The sequence below is a fragment of the Rhodospirillales bacterium genome (assembly GCA_016699855.1).
Lineage (GTDB): Bacteria > Pseudomonadota > Alphaproteobacteria > Reyranellales > Reyranellaceae.
In genome coordinates, this window is sequence record CP064988.1 from 250,679 (window position 1) to 274,920 (window position 24,242).

The window sequence follows — 24,242 nt, forward strand, 5'->3', positions numbered from 1 at the left end:
GGTGGCGCGCGGCGGGCGGCTCATCCCGCCGCCCCGGCGACCGTCATCTCGCTCTTCACCTTGTCGAGGATCCGCGCCGCCTCGCTGCCCTGGATGCGCTGGATGTCGTCCTGGTACTTCAGCAGCACGCCGAGCGTGTCGTGGATGGCGCGCGGATCGAGGTCGAGCACGTTGAGCTCGCTCAGCGCGGTGGCCCAGTCGATCGACTCGGCGACGCCCGGCGCCTTGAACAGTTCCATGCTCCGCAGCTCCTGCACGAAGCCGACGACCTGCCGCGACAGGCTCGCCGGCACGCCCGGCGCCTTGATCGCGAGGATCTCCGCCTCGCGCTTGGCGTCGGGGTAGTCGACCCAGTGGTAGAAGCAGCGCCGCTTCAGCGCGTCGTGGATCTCGCGCGTGCGGTTCGACGTGATGATGACGATCGGCGGCTCCGGCGCCTTGATGGTGCCGAGCTCGGGGATCGTGACCTGGAAGTCGGAGAGGACCTCCAGCAGGTACGCCTCGAACGGCTCGTCGGTGCGGTCGAGCTCGTCGATCAGCAGCACCGGCGGCCCCTCCGGCGAAGGCTGCAGCGCGTCCAGCAGCGGCCGGCGGATCAGGAAGCGCTCGTTGAAAACGTCGCCGCCGAGCCGGTCGCGGTCGACGTTGCCCTGCGCCTCGGCCAGCCGGATCTCGATCATCTGGCGGGCGTAGTTCCACTCGTACACCGCCGAGGCCGCGTCGAGGCCCTCGTAGCATTGCAGGCGGATCAGGCGCCGTCCGAGCGACTTCGCCAGCACCTTGGCGATCTCGGTCTTGCCGACCCCTGCCTCGCCCTCGGTGAACAGCGGCCGCCCCATCCTGAGCGCGAGGTACAGCACGGTGGCCAGGCTGCGGTCGGCGACGTATTCGCCTTGGCGGAGCAGTTCGACGGTGGCGTCGATCGAATCGGGAATGGGCGTGCGCATCAACTCGTCCGGGTCCAGAAGGGCGGCGGATACTAACCAAGACCCCGCGCCCGCGATACGCCCCCGCGCGGCCGGCACCCGCGGCGTTTTCGGCGGGGTTGGTGGCGGCGGACCCGGCCGCTAAGGTGCCTGGAACGCCATCAACGGGGGCTGTGAGCGATGTACGGCGACATGTTCAAGGGCAGAACGGCGGTGGTCACCGGGGGGGCGCGGGGCATCGGGCTGGCCTGCGCCACCGCGCTGCACGGTCTGGGCGCGCGCATCGCGCTGTGGGACCGCGATTCGACGGTCGTGGCGGCATCGGCCGCCGCCCTGCCGGGCGCGGTCGGGGTCGCGATGGACGTGACGTCCGAATCCAGCGTGGCCGGCGCGCTGGCGCGGACCGAGCGCGAGCTGGCAGCGGTCGACATCCTCGTCGCCAGCGCCGGTATCACGGGCCCGAACAAATCGGTCGCCGACTACGGCTTCGACGAATGGCGCCAGGTCGTCGACATCAATCTGAACGGGCTGTTCCTGTGCGACCGGGCCGTCGTGCCGGGGATGGTGGCGCGCAAATGGGGCCGCATCGTCAACATCGCCTCCATCGCCGGCAAGGAGGGCAACCCGAACGCCTCGGCCTACTCCGCCTCCAAGGCCGGGGTGATCGGCCTGACCAAGTCGCTGGGCAAGGAGCTCTCCGGCACCGGCGTGCTGGCCAATTGCGTCTGCCCGGCCGCGATCAAGACCGAGATGTTCCAGCAGATGACCGAACAACACATCGCCTTCATGCTGTCGAAGATCCCGATGGGCCGGTTCGCGACCGTCGAGGAGGCGGCCGCCCTGGTGACCTGGCTCTGCTCGCCGCTCTGCACGTTCAACACGGGCGCGGTGTTCGATCTGTCCGGGGGTCGGGCGACCTACTAGGCGGGCCCGCATAAAAATGACGTTCCGTTCATTTTCATCTTGAATGATGAGCATACACTCATTATACGAAGGCCACGACACCCTCACGCCCTGAAAGGGCCCGTCCCATGGCTTGGCTGCGCTCGTTGGCCTTCAACGTCTTCTACTGGATCAGCACCGTCCTGATCGCGCTGGTCTGCGTGATCGTCCTGCCGATCCCCTCGCCCCGGCCGTTGCGGGCCCTCCTGCACGCCTGGGCGCGGCTGACCGTCTGGGCGATGCGCGTCCTGGGCGGCATGCATGTCGAAGTCCGCGGCCGCGAACACATCCCCGCCGGTCCGGCGCTGATCGCCGGCAAGCACCAGAGCGAGTGCGACGGCACGCTGATGGCGGCGCTGATTCCGGGAATCGCCTTCGTGGCGATGAAGGAGCTGTTCTCCTGGCCGGTGATCGGGCCGATCCTCTACCGGCTGGACATGATGCGGGTTGACACCTGCGGCGGCGAGCGCGAGCGCCGGAACCTCGCGGCGTTCTCCAAGCGCGCGGTCGAGACGAGGCGCGTGCTGACGATCTATCCCGAGGGCCATCTGATGCCGATCGGCGACAAGGAGCGCTACCGCACCGGCATCTACTACATGTCGCGCGATCTCGATCTCGCCGTGACGCCGGTCGCGACCTGCGTCGGCCTGCTCTGGCCGCGCTGGGCGTTTTGGAAGACGCCGGGCCGCGCCGCCGTCGAGTTCCTCCCGGCGTTGCCGCCGTCGCCCGACAAGGACGGCTTCATGCGCGAGTTGGAGGACCGGATCGAGACCGCGACCGCGCTCCTGGTCGCGGAATTCACCGGCCAGCCCTTCGCGCTGGCGCGCTACGCGCCGCGCTCCGAACCGGCGACCGACCGCACCGCCGCCATCGTCGCGCCCGTCGAACCGGGAACCCCGGCCTGATCAACGCGTTGCCGGCGGTGCCGGAGGCTCGATGATGGGGGCTTTACAGCGCTCAACCGCCGTTCCTACACTCGATCGATAATTCCGGGCCCGAAACGGGTCTTCGCGCCGTCAGCCCCTCGAGCGGCGCCCCGGGAGAATCGGGTATGCTGCTCGCGACGGTTCTGCGCCGCGTGCTCCATACGGGCACGCTCACCATCGTCGACGCCGCCGGACGCGCGCACCGCGTCGTCGAGGCGCCCCCCGGCCCGCCGGTGACCATCCGGATCCACGACCGCGCGACCGAGCTGCGGATCGCCTTGTCCCCGCGGCTGGCGTTCGGCGAGGCCTACATGGCCGGCACCCTGACGGTCGACGACGGCCGGCTGTACGATTTTCTCGATCTGCTGGGCCGCAACATGGCGGCGCTCGAGCGCTCCGCCTGGCTGAAATGGTCAATCCGACTGCAGGCGGTCACGCGCTGGTTCGAGCAGCGCAATCCCGTCGGCAGGGCCCGGGCGAACGTCGCGCACCACTACGATCTGGACGGCGCGCTGTACGATCTCTTCCTCGACCACGACCGGCAATACTCCTGCGCCTATTTCGCGACGCCCGACGTTCCGCTGGAGGCGGCCCAGGCGGCCAAGAAGCGGCATCTCCTCGCCAAGCTGATGGTCGACCCGGACCACAAGGTCCTCGATATCGGCTCGGGCTGGGGCGGCATGGGGCTGTACATCGCGCGCGAGAGCGGCGCGGACGTCACGGGGGTGACCCTGTCGATCGAGCAGCATGGCGTATCGCAGCGCCGCGCCAAGGCGGAGGGCCTCGCAGACCGCGCGCGCTTCAAGCTCCAGGACTACCGCCACGAGACCGGGGTCTACGACCGCATCGTCTCGGTCGGCATGTTCGAGCACGTGGGCGCGGCGCACTACGACGAGTTCTTCGGCAAGGTCTCCTCGCTGCTCAAGGACGACGGCGTGATGCTGCTGCACGCCATCGGCCGCATGGAGCCGCCGGGCGGCACCAATCCGTGGATCCGCAAGTACATCTTCCCCGGCGGCTACTCGCCGGCGCTGTCGGAGGTGCTGGCGGCGGTCGAGCGCGCCGGGCTGTGGGTCACCGACATCGAGATCCTGCGGCTGCACTACGCCGAGACGCTGCGCCACTGGCGCGGGCGGTTCATGGCCAACCGCGACCGCGCCCTTGCGCTGCCGGGCATCGACGAGCGCTTCTGCCGCATGTGGGAGTTCTACCTCGCGTCCTGCGAGATGAGCTTCCGGCACATGAACCAGATGGTGTTCCAGATGCAGATCGCGAAACGGCAGGACGCGGTGCCACCGACGCGCGACTACATCCACGACGCCGAACGGGCGCGCAAGCTGCCCTTGCAAGTGGCGGCCGAATAGGCGTCGCGGCCGCGCCCGGCGCGTTATCCACGGGACTCACGGGATAGCGCGCGCGACGCCGCCGCCGGGCCGGATCGGACGCTCGCGCGCGCCGGTCCGGCGACCTAGTTTGCCGCCATGGACAACGCCGCTAGAGACTCCTCGAACGTCGCCCGCCTGCCCGGCGCCGACGACGGCCGCCTGCGCGAACCGCCGCACAATTTCGAGGCCGAGCGGGCGCTCCTCGGCGCCGTGCTCGTCAACAACCTCGCCTACAACCGCGTCTCGGACTTCCTGCGGCCGGAGCACTTCGCCGATCCCCTGCACGGCCGCGTCTTCGAGGCCGCCGCCAAGCTGATCGAGAAGAACCAGGTCGTCTCGGCCGATCTTCTGAAGACCTACTTCGAGTCGGACGAGGCGCTCAAGGCCGGCGGCGGCGTCGCCTACATCGCGCGCCTCGCGGCCGCCGCCGTCAGCATCATCGACGCCGGCGACTACGGCCGCCAGATCCACGACCTCTACCTGCGGCGCCAGCTCATCGACGTCGGCGAGACGATGGTGAACGGCGCTTTCGCGCCGGAGATCGACGAGCCGGCCACGTCGCAGATCGAGGTCGCCGAGAAGCGCCTCTACGAGCTCGCCTCGTCGGGCCAGATCGAGGGCGGCTTCCGGCCGTTCAAGGTGGCGCTCACCGAGGCCGTCGAGATGGCCGAGAGCGCCTACAAGCGCGAGGGCCAGCTCACCGGCGTCGCCTCGGGGCTGACGGCGCTCGACCAGTTGCTGGGCGGTCTGCACCGCAGCGACCTGCTGATCCTCGCCGGCCGGCCGTCGATGGGAAAGACGGCGCTGGCGACCAACATCGCGTTCCACGCGGCCCTCCACTACCGCGAGGAGTTCGATGAGAACCAGCGCGCCAGGGCGGCCGACGGCGCCGTGGTCGGATTCTTCTCGCTGGAGATGTCGGCCGAGCAGCTGGCGACCCGCATCCTGTCGGAGCAGGCGCTGGTGTCATCGGAGAAGATCCGCCGCGGCGAGATGAACGCGCACGATTTCGACACCGTCCTCGCCAAGAGCCGCGAGCTCGAGATGATGCCGCTGTTCATCCACGACACCCCCGGCCTCACCGTCCAGGCGCTGCGCACCCGGGCGCGCCGGCTGAAGCGGCAGCACGGGCTGGGCCTGCTGGTGGTCGACTACCTCCAGCTCCTGCAGGGCGCCGGCCGCGGACGCGAAGTCAACCGCGTGCAGGAGATCTCCGAGATCACCCGAGGCCTGAAGACGCTGGCCAAGGAGCTGGACGTGCCGGTGATCGCGCTGTCCCAGCTGAGCCGCGCCGTCGAGCAGCGCGAGGACAAGCGGCCGCAGCTCGCCGATCTGCGCGAGTCCGGCTCGATCGAGCAGGACGCCGACGTCGTGATGTTCGTGTTCCGGGAGGAGTACTACCTGACGCGCGGCGAGCCGTCGCGGCGGCCGGAGGAGAGCGACGAGCGGTTCAACGACCGCCACGACGCCTGGAAGCTGCGATGCGAGCAGTCCTATGGCAAGGCCGAGGTGATCGTCGCCAAGCAGCGCCATGGACCAACCGGTATCGTGCGGCTGAAGTTCGACGGCGCCATCACGAAGTTCGACAACCTCGCGCTCGAGGACAGCTACGGCCAGTCGAACGAGTGACGCCGCTCAGGGGCGCGCCAGCCAGCCCATCGTCGCGTCGGGAACGCTGTCCGTGCGCGGCATGTAGGGTTTTATGTCCAGCAGCGGCGTGCCGTCGACGCAGTCGAGGTAGCGCACCCGTAGGACGCCGCCGCCGTCCGGCGCGTCCGGATCGCGCCCGTCGAGCGCGACCACCGACAGGCCGACGGGGTTGGGCCGCCGCGGCGTGCGCGTCGCGAAGACGCCGCGCGGCGCGCTGTCGAACGGCGGCGTGAACACCATCTCCGGCGGGCCGGCGCGGTCGAGCGCATAGAGCAGAATGAGGTGCGAGAACGCCTCGACGCTGAGCAGGCCGGCGGCGAACTCCGGCGCCACGTGGACGCGGCACACCGGCGCCGGGTCAAGCGCGCGGCCGTTGCGCGGACAGTCCTTGGTCGTCGCGAACGGCGTCTCGACGCGCCCGATCGGACGAAAGCTGAAGCCGGCTTCCATGACACCACCATAGGCTGGACGGACACGCCGCCCGCCGCCGGCGGATCATAGCGTCGGCGGCCGCCGCTTGGCGACGTGCCCCCGCCGCGGCCGATGGCCGGCGGTTCCCGACCTGGCCCGCGCCCGGCGGCGCGCCTGACGGGCCCGCGGCGACGATCGCCCGCGAAGACATATCGTATTGATATAAATGGATCATTGGCCCATAGGTGGCGTCGACCTTGCGTGCGTCGAGGGCCGCCACCGGCGGGCCGCGATGCCGTCGGGTTCCATCAGATCGAGCCTGTAGCGCCCCTCCGCGAAGCATGCCCTTGACCCCCGAAGCCCGCCGCGCCGGCGCCGATCCTGACCGTCGACCTCGACGCGATCGCCGCGAACTGGCGTGCGTTGCGCGATCGCGGCCGCGCCGCCGGCCGCCCGGTCGACTGCGCCGCCGTCGTCAAGGCCGACGCCTACGGCCTCGGCGCCGCGCCGGTCGGCCGCCGCCTGCACGCCGAGGGCTGCCGCCACTTCTTCGTCGCCCATGTCGACGAAGGCATCGCGCTACGCGCCGCCCTGCCCGACGCCTGGATATGCGTGCTGAACGGCGTGCCGCCGGGCGCCGACGTCGATCTGGTCGAGCACGAGCTGACCCCGGCCTTGAACGATCTCGGCGATGTCTCGGGCTGGCGCTCGACCGCACAGCGGCTCGGTCGGCCGCTCGACGCCGTCATCCATTTCGACACCGGCCTGAACCGGCTCGGCCTGACCGCCGAGGAGGCCGCGCTGCTGGCGAACGACCGCATGCGGCTGCGCGGCCTGCGCCTGGCGCTGCTGATGAGCCATCTCGTGTCGTCCGAGAAGCCGGCCGATCCCGTGAACCGCGAGCAGCTGGCCCGGTTCCGCACCTTCGTCGAGCGCATGCCCGGCGCCCCGGCGTCGTTGGCGAACTCCTCGGGCATCCTGCTCGGTCCCGACTACCACTTCGACCTGCTGCGGCCCGGGGCGGCGCTGTACGGAATCAACCCCGCCCCGGGGACCGCGAACCCGATGGCCAACGTCGCCACCTTGCGCGCGCGCGTCATCCAGCTCCGGCAAATTGATGCCCTGTCCGGGGTCGGCTACAATCATGAATGGCGGGCGGCGCGGCCGAGCAGGATCGCGGTGGTCGCCGCCGGCTACGCCGACGGATACATGCGGACGTTGACCAACCGCGGCGAGGCCGCCATCGACGGAGCGATCGTGAAGGTGGTCGGACGCATCTCGATGGACCTGATCGCGCTCGACGTCACCGACCTGCCGGAATCGGCGGTCGAACCCGGCGTCGCCGTCGAGCTGATCGGCGCGCACCAGCCGCCCGACCTGGTCGGCGAGCGCGCCCGCACCAACGGATACGAGATCCTCACCTCGCTGGGCGGGCGCTACCACCGCGAATATCTCGGGGCCGTCGCGTGACCATACCGCTGCTGACGGTCCTCGGCCGCGTCACCCTGGCCTTCCTGACGGCGGCCGGCTCGGTCACGATGTTCGCCGGCCGCGCCGTTTGGAACTGCGTGCGGCCGCCGATCTACCACCGCCAGATCCTCCGGCAGATGCTGGAGATCGGCTACTACTCGCTGCCCGTGGTCGGCCTGACGGCGATCTTCACCGGCATGGTGCTGGCGCTGCAGAGCTACACGGGTTTCGCGCGGTTCTCGGCCGAGAGCGCCATCCCCAACGTCGTCGTGGTGTCGCTGACCCGCGAGCTCGGGCCGGTGCTGGCGGGCCTGATGGTCGCCGGACGCGTCGGCGCGGCGATGGCGGCCGAGATCGGCACGATGCGCGTCACCGAGCAGATCGACGCCCTGACCACGCTGTCGACCGACCCGTTCAAGTACCTCGTCGCGCCGCGCCTGATCGCGGCCATCGTCACCCTGCCGATCCTCGTCATGGTCGCCGATTCGATCGGCATCCTCGGCGGCTACGTGGTCGGCGTCTACAAGCTCGACTTCAACTCGGCGACGTACATCCGCAACACGATCGACTTCCTCCAGTTCCAGGACGTGTTCTCGGGCCTCGTGAAGGCGGCGGTGTTCGGCTTCCTGATCGCGCTGATGGGCTGCTACCACGGCTACCACTCCAAAGGCGGTGCGCAGGGCGTCGGCGCGGCGACCACGGCCGCGGTGGTCTCGGCCTCGATCCTGATCCTGACCTTCAACTACTTCATCACCGAGCTGTTCTTCGCGCGCGCGCCATGACCACGACGCCGACCGATCCCGCCGCGCCGGCGGAACCCAAGATCAGCCTGCGCGGCGTGCGCAAGGCGTTCGGCGCCAAGAAGGTGCTCGACGGGATCGACGTCGACGTGCCGCGCGGCCAGTCGCTGGTCATCATCGGCGGCTCCGGCAGCGGCAAATCGGTGCTGATCAAGTGCGTGCTCGGCCTGATCGCTCCCGACGCCGGTTCGATCAAGATCGACGGCATGGAGACCGTCGGGATATCGGGCGGCGAGCGCACCGAGGTCATGCGCAAGTTCGGCATGCTGTTCCAGGGCGGCGCGCTGTTCGATTCGCTGTCGGTCTGGGAGAACGTGGCGTTCGGCCCGATCCAGAGCGACGGCGTCGCCCCGGCGGCCGCGAAGGAGATCGCGCTCGCCAAGCTGGCGGCGGTGGGACTGCCTCCCGAGGTCGGCGAACTGCGCCCCTCGGAGCTGTCCGGCGGCATGCAGAAGCGCGTCTCGCTGGCCCGCGCCATCGCCCGCGAGCCGGAGATCATCTTCTTCGACGAGCCGACCACCGGGCTCGATCCGATCATGTCGGACGTCATCAACGACCTGATCGTCAAATGCGTGCGCGAGCTGGGCGCGACCACGATCTCGATCACCCACGACATGCACAGCGCCCGCAAGATCGGCGACCGCATCGCCATGATCTACGAGGGCAAGCTGATCTGGCAGGGGCCGGTCGGCGACATCGACCGGTCGGGCAATCCCTACGTCGAGCAGTTCATCCACGGCAGCGCCGAGGGTCCGATCAAGATGGCGGTGCGCAAGGGCTAGGGTACGCCGGCCGGTCGATCCGCCGGCGCCGGGAATAACGGCGGCGGGGCGGTGTTCATATCGGCGGGACCGGGGCCGATGATGGCGCCGCCCGCCACGGGGGACCTTCGGCCATGCCCGCTGACAACGCCTTCCTCGCGCGACGACCGGCCGCCAAGCAGTCCAGCCTGATCAAGATTCCGGGCATCGACGAGCTGATCAAGCGGTTCATGGAGCGCGGCGCGACCGCGATCTGGAGCTTCGTCGACAAGACGGCCTTCGCCGACGATCTCCGCGCCATCGCCCGCAATCCCCATTTCATCAACCAGGGCGACCATACGCCGACCTGCGGGCCGGCGGCGTTCCTGTTCAGCCTGATCCAGGCCGACCCTGAAGCCTACGTCCGCTTCGCGATCGCGCTGTACGAGAAGGGCGAGGCGACGATCGGCACGCTCGAGATCAAGCCGAGGCGGCACCTGTTCAAGGTCGCGCCGCCGCCCGACGTGTCGCCGGCGGACTGGGTGACGATGGCGTCGATCCGCAACTCGGAGAACGCCTTCTTCCGCTTCGCCAGCATGGACGACAACGTCGCGGCGTCGGTCGCGAAGGGTTTCCTGCGGACGACGATCCGCACGGTGCTCGCGGTCGACGACAACATCGCCGGCATCACGATGCCGCGCGAGGTGTCCCGCTGGTTCAGGCGGACCGGCTTCCGCGAGGTGGTCGAACGCACCAGCGTGCTGCGCGACCGGAGCTGGAACGACGCGCTCGACGCCAGCCGCCTGCTGCAGCAGGGCCACCAGGTCGTGCTGTTCATCAACGCCAAGATGATCCAGGGCGACGCCACCAAGGGCTCGCTGATCCCCAACCACTGGGTCGGCCTCACCTCGCCCATCGCGCAGGGCCCCAACGAGACCGTGCGGTTCACGATCTTCACATGGGGCGACGGCGCCCGGGCGGTGCCGTCCGGCACGGGCCGGCTGGCGAAGAAGGACTTCCTCAACCATTTCTACGGCTTCATCGCCGCCAAGCTCTGATCCCGGCGGCGCGCTTGCCGCGGCGGCACCGGATTGGCCATAAGGGGCCATGGCCAAACCCCAGAAGCTCTTCGCCTGCCAGAGCTGCGGCGCCGTCCACACGAAATGGGCGGGCAAGTGCGAGTCCTGCGGCGCGTGGAATTCCATCGCCGAGGAGACCGGCGGCGCGGCGGCGGCCCCCGGCAGTCCGCTGGCGCGGTCGGGCGGCGGCAAGGGACGGCGCATCGACTTCGCCGGCCTGACCGGCGTCTCCGAGCGCCAGCCGCGCCATCTCACCGGCACCGCCGAGTTCGACCGCGTGTGCGGCGGCGGCCTGGTGCAGGGTTCGGCGCTGTTGATCGGCGGCGATCCCGGCATCGGCAAATCGACGCTGCTGCTGCAGGTCGCGGCCGCCCTGGCGAAGAGCGGCGTGGGCTGCGCCTACATCTCCGGCGAGGAGGCGCTCGACCAGGTGCGCCTGCGGGCGGCGCGGCTGGGGCTGGCCGACGCGCCGGTGCAGCTCGCGACCGCGACGTCGGTGCGCGACATCGTCGCCACGCTGGAGGCGCGCGACGCGCCGCAGGTCGCGGTCATCGACTCGATCCAGACGATGTGGCTGGACACCGTCGACAGCACGCCGGGCACCGTCACCCAGGTCCGGGCCAGCGCCCAGGCGCTGATCGAGCTGGCCAAACGCCGCGGCGTGACCGTGCTGCTGGTCGGCCACGTCACCAAGGAGGGCACCATCGCCGGGCCGCGCGTGCTCGAGCACATGGTCGACACCGTCCTCTATTTCGAGGGCGAGCGCGGCCACCAGTTCCGCATCCTGCGCACCGTGAAGAACCGCTTCGGGCCGACCGACGAGATCGGCGTGTTCGAGATGTCCGACCGCGGCCTGACCGACGTCGCCAATCCCTCCGCCCTGTTCCTCGCCGAGCGCCGCGGCGCGGTGTCGGGCGCCTGCGTGTTCGCCGGCGTCGAGGGCACGCGCCCGCTGCTGGTCGAGATCCAGGCGCTGGTGTCGCCCTCCTCCTTCGCGACGCCGCGCCACGCCGTGGTCGGCTGGGACAACAACCGCCTGTCGATGGTGCTCGCGGTGCTGGAGGCGCGCTGCGGCGTCTCGATCGGCCCCAACGACGTGTATCTCAACGTCGCCGGCGGCCTGAGGATCGGCGAGCCGGCGGCCGATCTGGCGGTCGCCGCGGCGCTGCTGTCGTCGCTGGCCGACGAGCCGGTGCCGGGCGACATGGTGGTGTTCGGCGAGATCGGGCTCGGCGGCGAGGTCCGGGCCGTCAGCCAGCGCGACGCCCGCCTCAAGGAGGCCGCCAAGCTGGGCTTCGCGCGCGCGCTGGCGCCGCCGGCGCGCCCCGCCGGCGCCGGCGCCGCGCCGCGGGCGGCCACCGGCATCGACGTTGACGAAATCTCGCATCTATCCGACCTTGTGGCCCGACTCCGGCCGCCCGGCCGGGTGCCGCAGCGGCGGACGGAGGCGGGCGACGGCCGCCGCGCCGGAGCGCCGGCGACCCGTCGGTCCGCCGACAACGACTGACGGACCATGGAATCGTTCGGCCTGACCCCTCTCGACATCGTCGCCTTCGGCGTCCTGATCTTCGCGGGCCTCATGGGCCTGTCGAGCGGGCTGGTGCACGCCGTCCTGTTCATCGGCGCCTGGGTCGGCGCCGGGGTGGCCGCCTGGCAGCTGACCCCGGTGCTCCAACCGGAGGTCGAGAAGTTCGTCTCCGGGCCGCAGGTCGCGTACTTCGCCACCCTGCTCGGGGTGTTCGTGCTGGCGCTCATGGCGTTCACGATGATCGCCGGCACGATCGGCAAGTTCGTGCGCGGCAGCGCGCTGAAGACCCCCGACAAGATCCTCGGACTGGGCTTCGGCGCCGGCTGCGGCGTGCTGGTGCTGTCGACCGCGTTCCTGCTCTACACCTACATCGTGCGGCCCGATCCCCTGCCGCGGATCGTCTCCGAGGCGATGACCTTCCCGATCGTCCGCGAGGGCGCCGCGCTGATCGAGCCCCGGCTGCCGGAGAGCTTCAAGACCCGGGCCCGGTCGATCTCGGTCAAACCCCAGGCGCCGGCCACGCCCGGCGCCGGCGAGCCGGGCGCTCCGCCGGCCGGCGCGGGACCCGCCGTGGCCCCCCCGGCCGGTGCGCCGCCGGCGCTCGCGACGCCCCCCGCCGGCGCCCCGAATCCCGCTGGCACGACGCCGCGATAGGAGTATAAGGGGCCGCCTTCGGGCCCCCACCGAAGCGCGCGTACATGCGGAGGGTGATCGTGGATCCCGGCACGTTTTCCGGCACGAATCCGCTCGACGACGACAAATTGCGCGAAGAATGCGCGATCTTCGGAATCTACGGCACGGTCGACGCCGCCGCCCACACCGCGCTCGGGCTGCACGCGCTGCAGCACCGCGGCCAGGAGGCCTCCGGCATCGTCGCCTTCGACGGCGCGACCTTCCCCAGCCACCGCGGACTGGGGCTCGTCGGCGACATCTTCGGCGAAGAAGCCGTCATGCGGAAGCTCAAGGGCCAGTCCGCCATCGGCCACAACCGCTACGCCACGACCGGCGAGACCATGCTGCGCAACGTGCAGCCGATCTACGCCGATTTCGACTTCGGCGGCTTCGCCATCGCCCATAACGGCAATCTGACCAACGCCGTGCAGCTCCGGCGGGAACTCGTGCGGCGCGGCTGCCTGTTCCAGTCGACGATGGACACCGAGGTCGTCAACCACCTGATCTCGCGCTCGACCTACCACACCGTCGTCGACCGGCTGATCGACGCCCTGCAGCAGGTCAAGGGCGCCTACTCGCTGGTCATGCTCACGGCCGATGGCCTGATGGGCGTGCGCGATCCGCACGGCGTGCGGCCGCTGGTGCTGGGGCGCCTCGACGGCGCGTGGATCCTGTGCTCCGAGACGGTCGGCCTCGACATCATCGGCGCCACCTTCGTGCGCGACGTCGAGCCGGGCGAGCTGGTGATCGTCGGCAAGGACGGCGTGAAGTCGATCAAGCCGTTCAACAAGGCCTCGCGCCGCTTCTGCGTGTTCGAGCACATCTACTTCGCCCGTCCGGATTCGAGCGTCGAGGGCCTGGGCGTCTACGAAGTGCGCAAACGCATCGGCGTCGAGCTGGCGCGCGAGAGCCACGTCGACGCCGACGTCGTCGTGCCGGTGCCGGATTCGGGCGTGCCCGCCGCGATGGGCTACGCCGCCCAGGCGGACCTGCCGTTCGAGCTCGGCATCATCCGCAACCACTACGTCGGCCGCACCTTCATCGAGCCGGCCGACCACATCCGCCATCTCGGCGTGAAGCTGAAGCACAACGCCAACCGCGCCACACTGGCGGGACGGCGCGTCATCCTGGTCGACGACTTCGATCGTGCGCGGCACGACCTCGGTCAAGATCGTCGCCATGGTGCGCGCCGCCGGCGCGCGCGAGGTCCACATGCGCATCGCCGCGCCGCCGACCACGCACTCCTGCTACTACGGCGTCGACACGCCGGAGCGCGACAAGCTGCTGGCCGCGCGGATGGACGTCGCCGGCATGGCCCGGTTCATCGGCGTCGATTCCCTCGCCTTCGTCTCGATCGACGGGCTCTACCGCGCCGTCGGCCTGGCGCGGCGCGACGCCGCGGATCCGAAATTCTGCGACGCCTGCTTCACCGGCGACTACCCGATCAGCCTCGACGACCACGAGGATCCGGACCAGCGCCAGCTGTCGCTGCTCAAAGAGACGGCCTGACACGATGGACAGGACGGCGGAACGGTCCGGCGCCGGCCGGCTCGCGGGCCGCGTCGCGCTCGTGACGGGCGCGTCGCGCGGCATCGGCGCCGCCGTGGCGCGGCGTTTCGCGGCCGAGGGCGCGCACATCGTCGCGGTGGCACGCACCACCGGCGGCCTCGAGGAGCTCGACGACGCCATCCAAGCGGCCGGCGGCAGCGCCACGCTGGTGCCGCTCGACATCACCGACGGTCCGGCGATCGACCGCATGGCCGAGGCGCTGCACGGCCGTTTCGGGCGCCTCGACGTGCTGGTCGGCAACGCCGGCGTGCTCGGCGCGTTGTCGCCGGTCGGCCATGTCGAGCCGAAGCAGTTCGACCGCATCCTCGCCGTCAACGTCACCGCCAACTGGCGGCTGATCCGCGCGTTCGATCCGCTGCTGCGCGTCGCGCCGGCCGGGCGCGCGATCTTCGTCACCTCCGGCGTCACGGCGCGCAGCGTGCCCTACTGGGGCCCGTACGCGGCCAGTAAATCGGCGCTCGAGACGCTGGTGCGGACCTACGCCGCCGAGATCGCGCACACCGCCGTGCGCGCCAACCTGGTCAACCCCGGCCCGACGCGCACCAAGCTGCGCGCCGAGGTGTTTCCCGGCGAGGATCCCGCGACGCTGCCGTCGCCCGACGATGTCGCGGAGGCGTTCGTGCCGTTGGCGGAGGAGGCCTGCGCGCTCAACGGCGCCTGGGTGGCGGCCGACGAATGGCTGGCGGCGCGCGGCGCGGCGCGGCACTGACGGCGCTCAGCCGGCGTCGGCGTACGGATTCTTGGGCTTGCGCGTGACGACGCGGATCGGCGTGCCGGGCATGCCGAAATCGTCGCGCAGCGCGTTGATCAGATAGCGCAGGTAGCTGTCGGGCAGCTCCGCCGGCTTCGAGACGAACAGCGCGAAAGTCGGCGGCCGCGTCTTCACCTGGGCGCCGAAGCGGATCCGGATGCGGCGGCCGTCGACCATCGGCGGCGGGTTGCGCTCGAGCATGACGCCGAGCCAGCGGTTGAACGCCGGCGTCGGCACGCGCTTGTTCCAGACCTCGTAGATCGACATGACGGCCGGCATCAGCTTCTCGACGCCGCGGCCGGTGCGGGCCGAGAAGCCGACGATCGGCACGCCCTTGACCTGCGCGAACGACGCCTCGAGCCGGTCCGTCAGCCGCTTCCACGCCTGCGTGCGGGCCTTCGGTCCGCCGGCGTCGAGCAGGTCGACCTTGTTGACGGCGATGACCAGCGCGCGGCCTTCCTCGACGACCATGCGGGCGATGGAGAGATCCTGCTTCTCCAGCATCTGCTCGGCGTCGAGCGTGACGACGACGACGTCGGCGTAGCGCACGGTCTCCAGCGTGTCGCGCGCCGACATGCTCTCCAGCTTGGCCGAGATGTTGGCGCGGCGGCGCAGGCCGGCGGTGTCGACCAGCCGGATCGGCCGGCCGCGGAAGCTCCAGTCCACGGCGATCGCGTCGCGCGTGATGCCGGCCTCCGGACCCGTCAGCACGCGCTCCTCGCCGAGCAGACGGTTGAGCAGCGTCGACTTGCCGACGTTCGGCCGTCCGATGATGGCGAGCTGCAGCGGCCGGTCGGGGGCGTCCTCGACGCCGCCGCCCTCCCACGCGACGGCCTCGGCGGCGTCGACGTCGACATCGAGCCCGGCGACGGAGCCGTCATCGCCGTCCTCGTCGGGCGCCTCGTCGTCTTGCGGCGTCGATTCGGGATCGCGCAGCAGCGGCTCGAGCGCGTCGTGCAGCTCGCCCATGCCCTGCCCGTGCGCGCCGGAGATCGCGACCGGATCGCCCAGCCCCAGCGCGAACGCCTCGCCGATGCCGGCGGCCGCCTCGGCGCTCTCGCACTTGTTGACCACCAGCACGGTCTTGCGGGCGTGCGCGCGCAGCCAGTTGGCGAAGCTCTTGTCGAGCGCCGTGATGCCGGCGCGGCCGTCGACCACGAACATCACCGCGTCGGCCGCCGCGACGGCCTTCTCGGTCTGGTGGCGCATGCGCGCCTCCAGAGCGTCGCCCTTGGCCTCGTCCCAGCCGGCGGTGTCGACGACGCCGAAGGTCAGGTCCGCGAGCCGGCCGACGCCCTCGCGGCGGTCGCGCGTGGTGCCGGGCTCATCGGCGACGATGGCGGTGCGGCGGCCGACCAGGCGGTTGAACAGCGTCGACTTGCCGACGTTCGGGCGCCCGACAAGCGCCAGGGTGCGCGTCGGTGTCGCGGGACGGTCGCGGCGGTGCCGTTTGTTCTTCGCCGGGCCGCGTGAGGCCGGCCGGCCGGCGCGGGCGTCGCTCACCGGATGGCGATCAGGCGGCCGCTGTCGGTGAGGACGTAGGCCGTCCTGTCGGCGACGATCGGTGCGATGAGAACCGGGGAGCCGATCACGATCTTGCCGAGCGGCTTGCCGTCGTACGGGGAGAGCGACAGCAGCTCGCCGTTGGAGCCGGCGACCAGCAGCCGGTCGCCGGCGAGCACCGGCCCCGACCACAGCAGCGGATCTTTCTTCTTCTTCTCGTCCTTGAACGCGGTCAGGGGCGTGACCCAGCGGATCTTGCCGTCCTCGCGGTTGAGGCAGATGACCTCGGCGGCGCCGCTGATGATGAAGATGAACCCGCCGGCCACCCACGGGGTCTGCGCGCCGGCGATCTGGCGGTCCCACAGGCGCGTGCCGCTGCGCAGGTCCACGGCCGCGATCTGTCCGGCGCTACCGATCGCGATGGCGCGGTCGCCGTCGATCACCGGGCGGCTGCGGATATCGGTCAGCGCCGCGACGGCGCCGGCACCGCGGCGCGAGCCGACCAGCGATTCGTTCCAGGCCTGCCGGCCGTTGTCGAGGCGCAACGCGACCAGTTCGCCCGAGCTGAACGGGGCGACCACGACCTCCCCGGCCGCCGCCGCGCTCGCGCCGGCCATGAACGCGGCGCTCTCGGACAGCGCCGAGTAGTCCCAGAGCGGCGAGCCGTCGACCGCGGCCAGCGCCTGGAGGCGGCTGTCGATGCTGATCGACAGCACCCGGTCCTGGAAGACCGTCGGCGCGCCGCGGACCGGCGCGCTCGCCGGCGCGCGCCAGATCTCGTCGCCCGTCGCCGGATTGAGCGCGAACACGTCGGCGAAGCCGGTCGTGACGAAAAGGCGGCCGCCGTAGAAGGCCAAACCTCCCCCGAACTCGTCGGCGTCGCGGCTCTTCTTGGGTTCCAGACGCTTGCGCCACACCAGCGCGCCGGTGGCGGCGTCGAACGCCGAGACGCTGCTGAGCGCGTCCTTCACGAACACCCGGCCCTCGGCGACGATCGGGGGCGCCAGCAACTGCCGCTCGTACGTCGAGCCGGCGCCGACGCTGGCGGTCCACGCGATCTGCGGAGCGTCCGCCAACGCGAGATGCTGCATCGAATAGTGCGCGAAACCGCCGGATTGGGGCCACGAATCGTTGGAGACGGGCTTCGGCAGCGTCAGCGGGCCGGACGCGCCGGCATCGGGATCCGGCTTGGCATCGGTGTCCTGGCTGGACACCGCCACACGCTCGCCCGGCAGCGGCGGCTTCGACGATCCGAACAGGTCGCAGCCCGTCAGCGCGACCAGCATGGCGGCGAGCGCGAACGCGCCGCCGGAGCGCGCGAAGGATTGCTTCGTCATGGTGTCGGTTCCGATTCTCGGCGCGCGGCCGTCGTCGTCGATCATGGCTTGGCGGGGGTCGGCGCCGGCGTGGGCGGCTCGCCGCCGGCCGCCGCCAGCAGCTCGCGCACGCGGTCGCGCAGCGTCGTGGGCGCGCCCGGATCGGCGGCGATCTCGATCCACAAGGTCCGCGCCCGGGCGGTGTCGCCGGCCTTCAGCGCCAGCGCCGCCGTCAATTCCATCGCCGATGGACGCAACGGCCGGCCGGCCGCCGTCAGCGGCTGCAGGCGGGCGATCAACTCGTCGGAAGGCGCCGTGTCGAACGCCTGCATGGCGCCCAGCAGGATGGCGACGTCGCGGAGATCCTCGCTCGCCGCGGCTTTGGCGGCGGCGTCGTACGCGGCGGCGGCGGCGGGTTTGTCACCCGACTCGGCTTTCAATTGCGCGATCTTGAGGCGGGCGAATCCGGCATAGGGCTCCACCCCGCCGGCCGCGATCCGCTCAAGCGCGGGAATGGCCGTTTTCGCGTCCTTGCCGGCGTCGGCCACGGCGACCGAGAAGGCGGCGCCCGCCGCCCCTCGCTGGTCGTCCCGGTAGACGCTCCAGCCCTGCCATGCGGCGACCGCGACCACGACCCCGACGCAGGCGCCCACGACCCAGTTTCCGTAGCGGTTCCACCACTCCCGGGCCTGGTCCTGGCGTACCGCCTCGTCGACTTCGCGGATTATGTCGCTCACACGCGTGTTCCCAACATCTTGCGCGGCATTCCCGCGCCGGGTTCTAGCCCGGGGCCCCAGGTTTGGCAAACCGCGCCCGGCTTTACCGTCCGGCGCGATTCTGCAAGACTTGCGGGGTCGTTCAGACCGTTCCGGGGCGCCGCGCCGACGCATGACGAATCTGCTGAATCTCGCCGACGCCCGCGCCCGCCGCCGCGTCGTGACCTTCGACCGACGGGAGTTGACCGAGCTTCTGAACCTCTACAGCCGCCGGGTCGCCTCCGGCGAGTGGCGGGACTACGCCATCGATTTCCGCCCCGGCATGGCGGTATTCTCGATCTTCCGGCACGCCGCCGAGCAGCCGCTATTCGCCATCGCCAAGGTCGCCGGCGGGCACCGTGACGGCCGCTTCCAGGTCTTCAACGGCCCCCGGCGGCTGGCGTCCGGCGACACGTTGCCGGACGCGCTGCGGATCTTCGACCGTCAACTCCGCCTGCTCGGCTCCTGACGCCGCTTGATTCCGGCGCGGCGCGCCCCTATATCGCGCGAATGAATACTGACCAGTCAGTCAATATCGATCCGGCGAACGGACCGATCAACCTGCCCCGCCCGCGACGGATCCGACGCCCGGAGGATCGGCGCCGGGAAATCGTCCATGCGGCCATGCTGCTGTTCACCGAGCGTGGCTTCGCCGCCACCAAGTTGCATGACGTCGCCAAAGCCGCCGGCGTCAGCAAGGGCCTCCCCTACCTGTATTTCCGCAGCAAGGAGGAGCTGTTCAAGGCGGTGATCGCCGAGGCCATCCTCGGCCCGCTGAACTCCGGCGCCGACCTGGTCGCCACCTTTTCCGGCACCACCGCGGCGCTACTGCGCGAGCTCGTCGCCCGGTTCCGGGTGTTCGACGACAGCCCGGCCGGAGGTGTCCTCAAGTTGGTGGTCTCCGAGGCCGGCAACTTCCCGGACGTGGCGCGCTACTTCGTCGACGAGATCGAGAAGCGCGGCCTGAAAGTGTTCGTCGACGTGCTCCACCGTGGCATGGCGCGCGGCGAGGTGCGCCCGCTGGCGGATGTCGAAGCCACCGCCGTGGCGCTGCGGTCACCGCTGGGGATGTACTCGATGTGGCGCCGCTCCCTGCTGCCGCACGATCCGTCCTCGCCATCCTGCGATGGCTTCTTCGACGCCTATCTCGATCTCATGCTCGCGGGGCTACGGCCATGAGGACGCGCGACATGTTCCTCCTCGGCATCGCCGTGCTGGCCGCGGCGGGCGGCATCGGCGCGTACATCGCCGGCCAGCGCCAGGCGCGGCCGCCGGCCCTGGCCGGCGCGGCGGCCGGCCGGCCGCTCGAGTTGTCGCCGGTCGAGATCGCCACCATCGCGCCGCGCGACCTGCGCGAGATCGTGCGCTTCACCGGCTCGACCCAGCCGGTCGACCAGACCGTCGTGAAATCACGCGTCGCCGCCAAGCTGGCGGAGGTGCTGGTGCGCGAAGGCGACCGCGTCGTGATCGGCCAGGTGCTCGCGCGGTTCGAGACGACCGACGCGACCACCCGGCTCAACGAGCGGCTGTCGGCGCTGGAGGCGGCGCGCGCCGAGGCGCGCTGGGCCGAGAAGGACCGCTCCGACAAGGAGCGCCTGTTCGAGCAGAAGGTCGTGGCCCAGACGGCGCTGGCGCAGGCCACCGCCGTCGCCGACGCCAAGAAGTCGATGGTCGCCGTCAACGAGGCCCAGGTCGAGCTCGCGCGCAAGGCGCTGGCCGACGCCGAGGTGCGCGCGCCGATGGCCGGGATCGTCGGCGAGCGTCTGGCCAATCCCGGCGAGTCGCTGCCGGTCGACGGCAGGATCCTGACCCTGCTCGACACCACGCGGGTCGAGATCGCGGCCCAGGTGCCGGCGGCCGACGTCGTGCGCCTGAAGGTCGACCAGCCGGTGGCGGCCTCGGTCGAGGGCTTCCCGGAGCGCGTCTTCCGCGCCCGCGTCGCGCGCATCAGCCCGACCACGCAGGCCGGCTCGCGCTCGGTGCTGGTGTTCGTCGAGATCCTCGACGGCGATCCGGCGCTGCGCGGCGGGTTGTTCGGCACCGGCGAGGCCGTGGTGGCGGAGAAGCTCGGCGCCATCGCGCTGCCGGTCGCGGCCCTGCGCCGCGACGCGGGCGGCGACCACGTGCTGGCGCTGCGCGACGGCGGGCTGACGCGCGTCGCGGTGAGGGCCGGCGCGCGCTGGGACCGCGGCGAGCTGGTCGAGGTCGAGGGCGTCGCGGCCGGCGAGCGCGTCGTGGTCGCCCCCCTGCCCGGCCTCAAGGCGGGACAGGCCGTCAAGGTCGAGGGCGCGAAGTAATCCCGGCCGCCGACGGAGCCGATCGATGAGACTGACCCGCATCGCCGTCGACAACCCCGTCTTCGCCGTCATGATGATGCTGGCGCTGACGGTGCTCGGGCTGTTCTCGTACCGCCAGCTCGGCGTCGAGCAGTTCCCCAACGTCGACTTCCCTGTCGTCGTGGTCAGCGTCGAGTACCCGGGCGCCTCGCCGGAGACGGTCGAGACCGAGATCTCGCGCAAGGTCGAGGAGGCGGTCAACGCCATCGCCGGCCTGAAGACTCTGACCTCGCGTTCCTACGAGGGCCGCTCCGTCGTCATCGCCGAGTTCGAGCTGTCGGTGCCCTCGACGCAGGCGACGCAGGACGTGCGCGAGAAGGTGCAGCAGATCCGCGCCCAGTTCCGCGACGAGGTCAAGGAGCCGGTCATCCAGCGCTTCAACCCCGACGACCAGCCGATCGTCTCGATCGCGGTGCGCTCGGAGCTGCGCGCGGCGCGCGACCTCACGACCATCGTCGACAAGACGATCGTCAAGCGGCTGGAGAACGTGCGCGGCGTCGGGCGCGTCACCATCGTCGGCGGCGTCAAGCGGCAGATCAACATCCAGCTCAACCCCGAGCGGCTGCAGGCGCTGCGCGTCGGCGTCAACGAGGTGATCCGCGCCGTGCGCGAGGAGAACCAGAACTTCCCGGCCGGCAGCGTCACCCGCGGCAACGACGACCGCACCATCGAGATCGACGGCCGGGTCGGCGACGCCCGGCGCTTCGCCGAGCTGATCGTCGCCCGCCGCGGCGGCGCGCCGGTCTATCTCGGCCAGGTCGCCGACATCGTCGACGGCGAGCAGGAGCTCGACAGCGTGGCTCTGCTCGACGGCAGGCGCGCGCTTGCGGTCGACATCGTCAAGGTCCAGGGCAGCAACACCATCGACGTCGCCGACGGCACGCGCCGCGCGGTCGAGGAGCTGCGCCGGTCGCTGCCGGCGGACGTGTCGCTGGAGATCGTGCGCGACACCTCGCGCGGCATCCGCAACTCGGTCGCCAACGTGCAGCGCACGATGATCGAGGGCGGCCTGCTGACCATCGCCATCGTGTTCCTGTTCCTGCATTCGTGGCGCAGCACGGTGATCACCGGGCTGGCCCTGCCGGTGTCGGTGATGGGCGCGTTCATGGTGATCGCCGCCTTCGCCTTCACGCTCAACGTGCTGACCCTGATGGCGCTCAGCCTCGCCATCGGCATCCTGATCGACGACGCCATCGTGGTGCGCGAGAACATCATGCGCCACCTCGGGATGGGCAAGTCGCACCGCGACGCCGCCATCGACGGCACCGAGGAGATCGGGCTGGCGGTGCTGGCGACCACCTTCACCATCGTCGCGGTGTTCCTGCCGGTGGCGTTCATGGGCGGCATCATCGGCCGCTTCTTCTTCCAGTTCGGCATCGTGGTGTCGGCCGCCGTGCTGCTGTCGCTGTTCGTGTCGTTCACCCTGGACCCGATGCTGTCGAGCGTGTGGTACGACCCGCAGGCGCATGGCGGCGGCCGCATGGCGCGCGCGCTGGAGCGCGTCCAGGACCGGCTCAACGCCGGCTACCGCGCCCTGCTGCTGGTGGCGCTGCGCTGGCGCAAGACCACGCTGCTGGTGGCGCTGCTGGCCTTCGTCGGCTCGTTCGGGCTGGCGCGCTTCGTCGGCGTCGAGTTCGTGCCGCAGGCCGATCTCGGCGAGCAGGTCGTCAGCGTCGAGACGCCGGTCGGCTCGTCGCTGGAGTACACCACCGCCAAGCTGCGCCAGGTCGAGGCCGCGATCCGCGAGTTCCCCGAGATCGCCTACACCTACGGCACCGTCAACACCGGCGCGGTGCAGGGCAAGAACCAGGCGAGCCTGTACCTGCGCTACGTCGAGGTGCTCAAGCGCAAGCGCACGCCCGAGCAGATGGCGCAGCCGATCCGCGACCGGCTGGCCTCGATCCCCGGCATCCTCGTCTCCGTCAACATCCCCGGCGGGCCCGGCGGCGGCGTCCAGAAGCAGATCCAGATCTCGCTGCAGGGCCCCGACATGGCGACGCTCGACCGGATCTCGACCGACGTCATGGCGCGGCTGGCGGCCGTGCCCGGCGCCGTCGACATCGACCGCAACCTGAAATCCGCCCGCCCCATCCTCTCGGTGCTGGTGAACCGGGACGCGGCCTCCGACCTCGGCCTGGGCACGGCGCAGATCGCCGCCACGCTGCGGCCGCTCTTCGCCGGCGACGAGACCAGCGTGTGGCGCGCGCCCGACGGCGAGAACTACGGCGTGCTGGTGCGTCTGCCCGCCACCGACCGCTCCGGCCGCGCCGACCTCGACCGCATCTGGATCGCCGCCGGCGCCGATCTGTCGGGCGCGCCGCGCATGGTGCAGCTCGGCCAGGTGGCGGAGATCGTCGAGACCACCGGCGCCTCGCAGATCAACCGCCGCGACCTGCAGCGCGAGGTGCAGATCACCGCCAACGCGTCCGGCCGCTCGACCGGCGACGTCGGCCGCGACGCGCAGGAGATCCTGAAATCCATCCAGCTGCCGCCGGGCTACCGCTTCGTGGTCGGCGGCTCGAGCAAGGATATCGCCGAGAGCATGTCTTACGCCGGCCAGGCGCTGGGACTGGCGGTGATCCTGATCTACCTGATCCTCGCCTCGCAGTTCGGCAGCTTCCTGCAGCCGCTGGCCATCATGCTGTCGCTGCCGCTGTCGCTGATCGGCGTGTTCCTCGGCCTGCTGATCGCCGGCTCGACGCTCAACATCTTCAGCATCATCGGCTTCATCATGCTGATGGGCCTGGTGACCAAGAACGCCATCCTGCTGGTCGATTTCGCCAACCAGGCCATGCGCCGCGGCGCCTCGATCCAGGACGCGCTGCTGGAGGCCGGCGTCATCCGCCTGCGGCCGATCGTCATGACCACGCTGGCGATGATCTTCGGCATGCTGCCGCTGGCGCTGGGTCTGGGCGAAGGCGCCCAGCAGCGCGCGCCGATGGCCCACGCGGTGATCGGCGGGCTGATCAGCTCGACCCTGCTGACCCTGGTCGTGGTGCCGGTGGCGCTGGTCTACGTCGACCGGCTGTCGCGCTGGGGCAAGCGCCGGTTCGGCCGCAGCGCCGACGAGATGGCCGGCCACGCCATCCCGGCCGCGCCGATCGCCGCCCCGGGGCCGAAGCCGGCGGAGTGAGGGGCCGGCGGACGCGCCTTGACATCGCGGCGTTCGCGGCTATTTTCCCGGCACTTCCAAGGATTTCCGGGCCCCAGCGGCCCTAGAACGGAACAAGACCATGGCCAAGCCGACCGCTATCCTGATCAAGATGATCTCGACCGCCGACACGGGCTACTTCTACGTCACCAAGAAGAACCCCCGCACCAAGACCGAGAAGATGGAGCTCAAGCGCTACGACCCCGTCGCGCGCAAGCACGTCGCCTTCAAGGAATCCAAGATCAAGTAGGCCGCTCCCCCGAGCGCCCGCCCGAAAGGCCGCCCCACCGGGCGGCCTTTTCCGTTTCACGCCCTCTCCCCCGCTGCGCGGC

Annotated in this window: 21 protein-coding genes and 1 pseudogene; 17 read left to right on the forward strand and 5 right to left on the reverse strand. The window is 70.8% G+C overall.

Annotated elements, in window-relative coordinates:
* Window positions 1-20: 20 nt before the first annotated feature.
* On the reverse strand, window positions 21-947 hold the full coding sequence (locus IPK81_01155) for a MoxR family ATPase (protein ID QQS12924.1): 927 nt from the start codon (window positions 945-947) through the stop codon (window positions 21-23).
* A 159-nt stretch (window positions 948-1,106) separates the two neighbouring features.
* On the opposite strand from IPK81_01155, the gene IPK81_01160 reads away from it, so the two are divergent.
* The 4 genes from IPK81_01160 to IPK81_01175 all read left to right on the forward strand — a co-directional run bounded on the left by IPK81_01160 (window position 1,107) and on the right by IPK81_01175 (window position 5,808).
* Window positions 1,107-1,850 (forward strand): SDR family oxidoreductase, encoded by a 744-nt coding sequence (locus IPK81_01160; protein ID QQS12925.1) that lies wholly within the window; start codon window positions 1,107-1,109, stop codon window positions 1,848-1,850.
* Window positions 1,851-1,957: 107 nt separating this feature from the next.
* Entirely contained in the window at window positions 1,958-2,773 is an 816-nt protein-coding gene (locus tag IPK81_01165) for a 1-acyl-sn-glycerol-3-phosphate acyltransferase (protein QQS12926.1), read from the forward strand.
* 146 nt (window positions 2,774-2,919) lie between these two features.
* Window positions 2,920-4,158, forward strand: coding sequence for a class I SAM-dependent methyltransferase (locus IPK81_01170; GenBank protein QQS12927.1), 1,239 nt, complete (start codon window positions 2,920-2,922; stop codon window positions 4,156-4,158).
* Between the two features lie 117 nt (window positions 4,159-4,275).
* Window positions 4,276-5,808 (forward strand): replicative DNA helicase, encoded by a 1,533-nt coding sequence (locus IPK81_01175; GenBank protein QQS12928.1) that lies wholly within the window; start codon window positions 4,276-4,278, stop codon window positions 5,806-5,808.
* A gap of 6 nt (window positions 5,809-5,814) precedes the next feature.
* Here IPK81_01175 and tsaA read toward each other — a convergent pair whose 3' ends face one another.
* Window positions 5,815-6,279 (reverse strand): tRNA (N6-threonylcarbamoyladenosine(37)-N6)-methyltransferase TrmO, encoded by a 465-nt coding sequence (gene tsaA, locus IPK81_01180; protein ID QQS12929.1) that lies wholly within the window; start codon window positions 6,277-6,279, stop codon window positions 5,815-5,817.
* Window positions 6,280-6,618: 339 nt separating this feature from the next.
* Here tsaA and alr point away from each other — a divergent pair, with 339 nt between their 5' ends.
* The 8 genes and pseudogenes from alr to IPK81_01220 all read left to right on the forward strand — a co-directional run bounded on the left by alr (window position 6,619) and on the right by IPK81_01220 (window position 14,807).
* Window positions 6,619-7,710: an alanine racemase gene (gene alr, locus IPK81_01185; GenBank protein ID QQS14914.1), complete on the forward strand. Its 1,092-nt coding sequence runs from the start codon at window positions 6,619-6,621 to the stop codon at window positions 7,708-7,710.
* A 68-nt stretch (window positions 7,711-7,778) separates the two neighbouring features.
* Window positions 7,779-8,492 (forward strand): ABC transporter permease, encoded by a 714-nt coding sequence (locus tag IPK81_01190; GenBank protein QQS14915.1) that lies wholly within the window; start codon window positions 7,779-7,781, stop codon window positions 8,490-8,492.
* A complete protein-coding gene (locus tag IPK81_01195; GenBank protein QQS12930.1) occupies window positions 8,489-9,292 on the forward strand; it encodes an ABC transporter ATP-binding protein in 804 nt (267 codons plus the stop codon). The genes IPK81_01190 and IPK81_01195 overlap by 4 nt, the downstream gene beginning before the upstream one ends.
* A 113-nt stretch (window positions 9,293-9,405) precedes the next feature.
* Entirely contained in the window at window positions 9,406-10,308 is a 903-nt protein-coding gene (locus tag IPK81_01200) for a hypothetical protein (protein ID QQS12931.1), read from the forward strand.
* Between the two features lie 49 nt (window positions 10,309-10,357).
* Complete coding sequence (radA, locus tag IPK81_01205; GenBank protein ID QQS12932.1) at window positions 10,358-11,836, forward strand: DNA repair protein RadA; 1,479 nt, start codon at window positions 10,358-10,360, stop codon at window positions 11,834-11,836.
* Between the two features lie 6 nt (window positions 11,837-11,842).
* Window positions 11,843-12,511: a CvpA family protein gene (locus IPK81_01210; GenBank protein QQS12933.1), complete on the forward strand. Its 669-nt coding sequence runs from the start codon at window positions 11,843-11,845 to the stop codon at window positions 12,509-12,511.
* 44 nt (window positions 12,512-12,555) lie between these two features.
* Window positions 12,556-14,038 (forward strand): annotated as a pseudogene (locus tag IPK81_01215) (amidophosphoribosyltransferase).
* Window positions 14,039-14,042: 4 nt separating this feature from the next.
* Window positions 14,043-14,807 (forward strand): SDR family NAD(P)-dependent oxidoreductase, encoded by a 765-nt coding sequence (locus IPK81_01220; GenBank protein ID QQS12934.1) that lies wholly within the window; start codon window positions 14,043-14,045, stop codon window positions 14,805-14,807.
* Window positions 14,808-14,813: 6 nt separating this feature from the next.
* Here the strand turns inward: IPK81_01220 and der are convergent, their stop codons facing one another.
* The 3 genes from der to IPK81_01235 are packed head-to-tail and all read right to left on the reverse strand — an operon-like array spanning window position 14,814 to window position 18,405.
* On the reverse strand, window positions 14,814-16,352 hold the full coding sequence (der, locus tag IPK81_01225) for a ribosome biogenesis GTPase Der (protein QQS12935.1): 1,539 nt from the start codon (window positions 16,350-16,352) through the stop codon (window positions 14,814-14,816).
* A complete protein-coding gene (locus tag IPK81_01230; GenBank protein QQS12936.1) occupies window positions 16,349-17,689 on the reverse strand; it encodes a PQQ-binding-like beta-propeller repeat protein in 1,341 nt (446 codons plus the stop codon). The genes der and IPK81_01230 overlap by 4 nt, the downstream gene beginning before the upstream one ends.
* Window positions 17,690-17,730: 41 nt before the next feature.
* Window positions 17,731-18,405 (reverse strand): tetratricopeptide repeat protein, encoded by a 675-nt coding sequence (locus IPK81_01235; GenBank protein ID QQS12937.1) that lies wholly within the window; start codon window positions 18,403-18,405, stop codon window positions 17,731-17,733.
* A gap of 151 nt (window positions 18,406-18,556) precedes the next feature.
* Here IPK81_01235 and IPK81_01240 point away from each other — a divergent pair, with 151 nt between their 5' ends.
* The 5 genes from IPK81_01240 to rpmG all read left to right on the forward strand — a co-directional run bounded on the left by IPK81_01240 (window position 18,557) and on the right by rpmG (window position 24,160).
* Window positions 18,557-18,892, forward strand: coding sequence for a DUF2794 domain-containing protein (locus tag IPK81_01240; protein QQS12938.1), 336 nt, complete (start codon window positions 18,557-18,559; stop codon window positions 18,890-18,892).
* A 155-nt stretch (window positions 18,893-19,047) separates the two neighbouring features.
* Window positions 19,048-19,602 carry a TetR/AcrR family transcriptional regulator gene (locus tag IPK81_01245; protein QQS12939.1) on the forward strand — a complete coding sequence of 185 codons (555 nt, stop codon included), beginning with the start codon at window positions 19,048-19,050 and terminating at the stop codon, window positions 19,600-19,602.
* A complete protein-coding gene (locus IPK81_01250; protein ID QQS12940.1) occupies window positions 19,599-20,720 on the forward strand; it encodes an efflux RND transporter periplasmic adaptor subunit in 1,122 nt (373 codons plus the stop codon). Before IPK81_01245 ends, IPK81_01250 begins: the two co-directional genes overlap by 4 nt.
* A gap of 25 nt (window positions 20,721-20,745) precedes the next feature.
* Window positions 20,746-23,892 (forward strand): efflux RND transporter permease subunit, encoded by a 3,147-nt coding sequence (locus IPK81_01255; GenBank protein ID QQS12941.1) that lies wholly within the window; start codon window positions 20,746-20,748, stop codon window positions 23,890-23,892.
* 100 nt (window positions 23,893-23,992) lie between these two features.
* The gene (rpmG, locus tag IPK81_01260; protein ID QQS12942.1) at window positions 23,993-24,160 is read left to right on the forward strand and encodes a 50S ribosomal protein L33; all 168 of its coding nucleotides are present in this window, start codon (window positions 23,993-23,995) and stop codon (window positions 24,158-24,160) included.
* The last annotated feature ends 82 nt before the right edge of the window (window positions 24,161-24,242 follow it).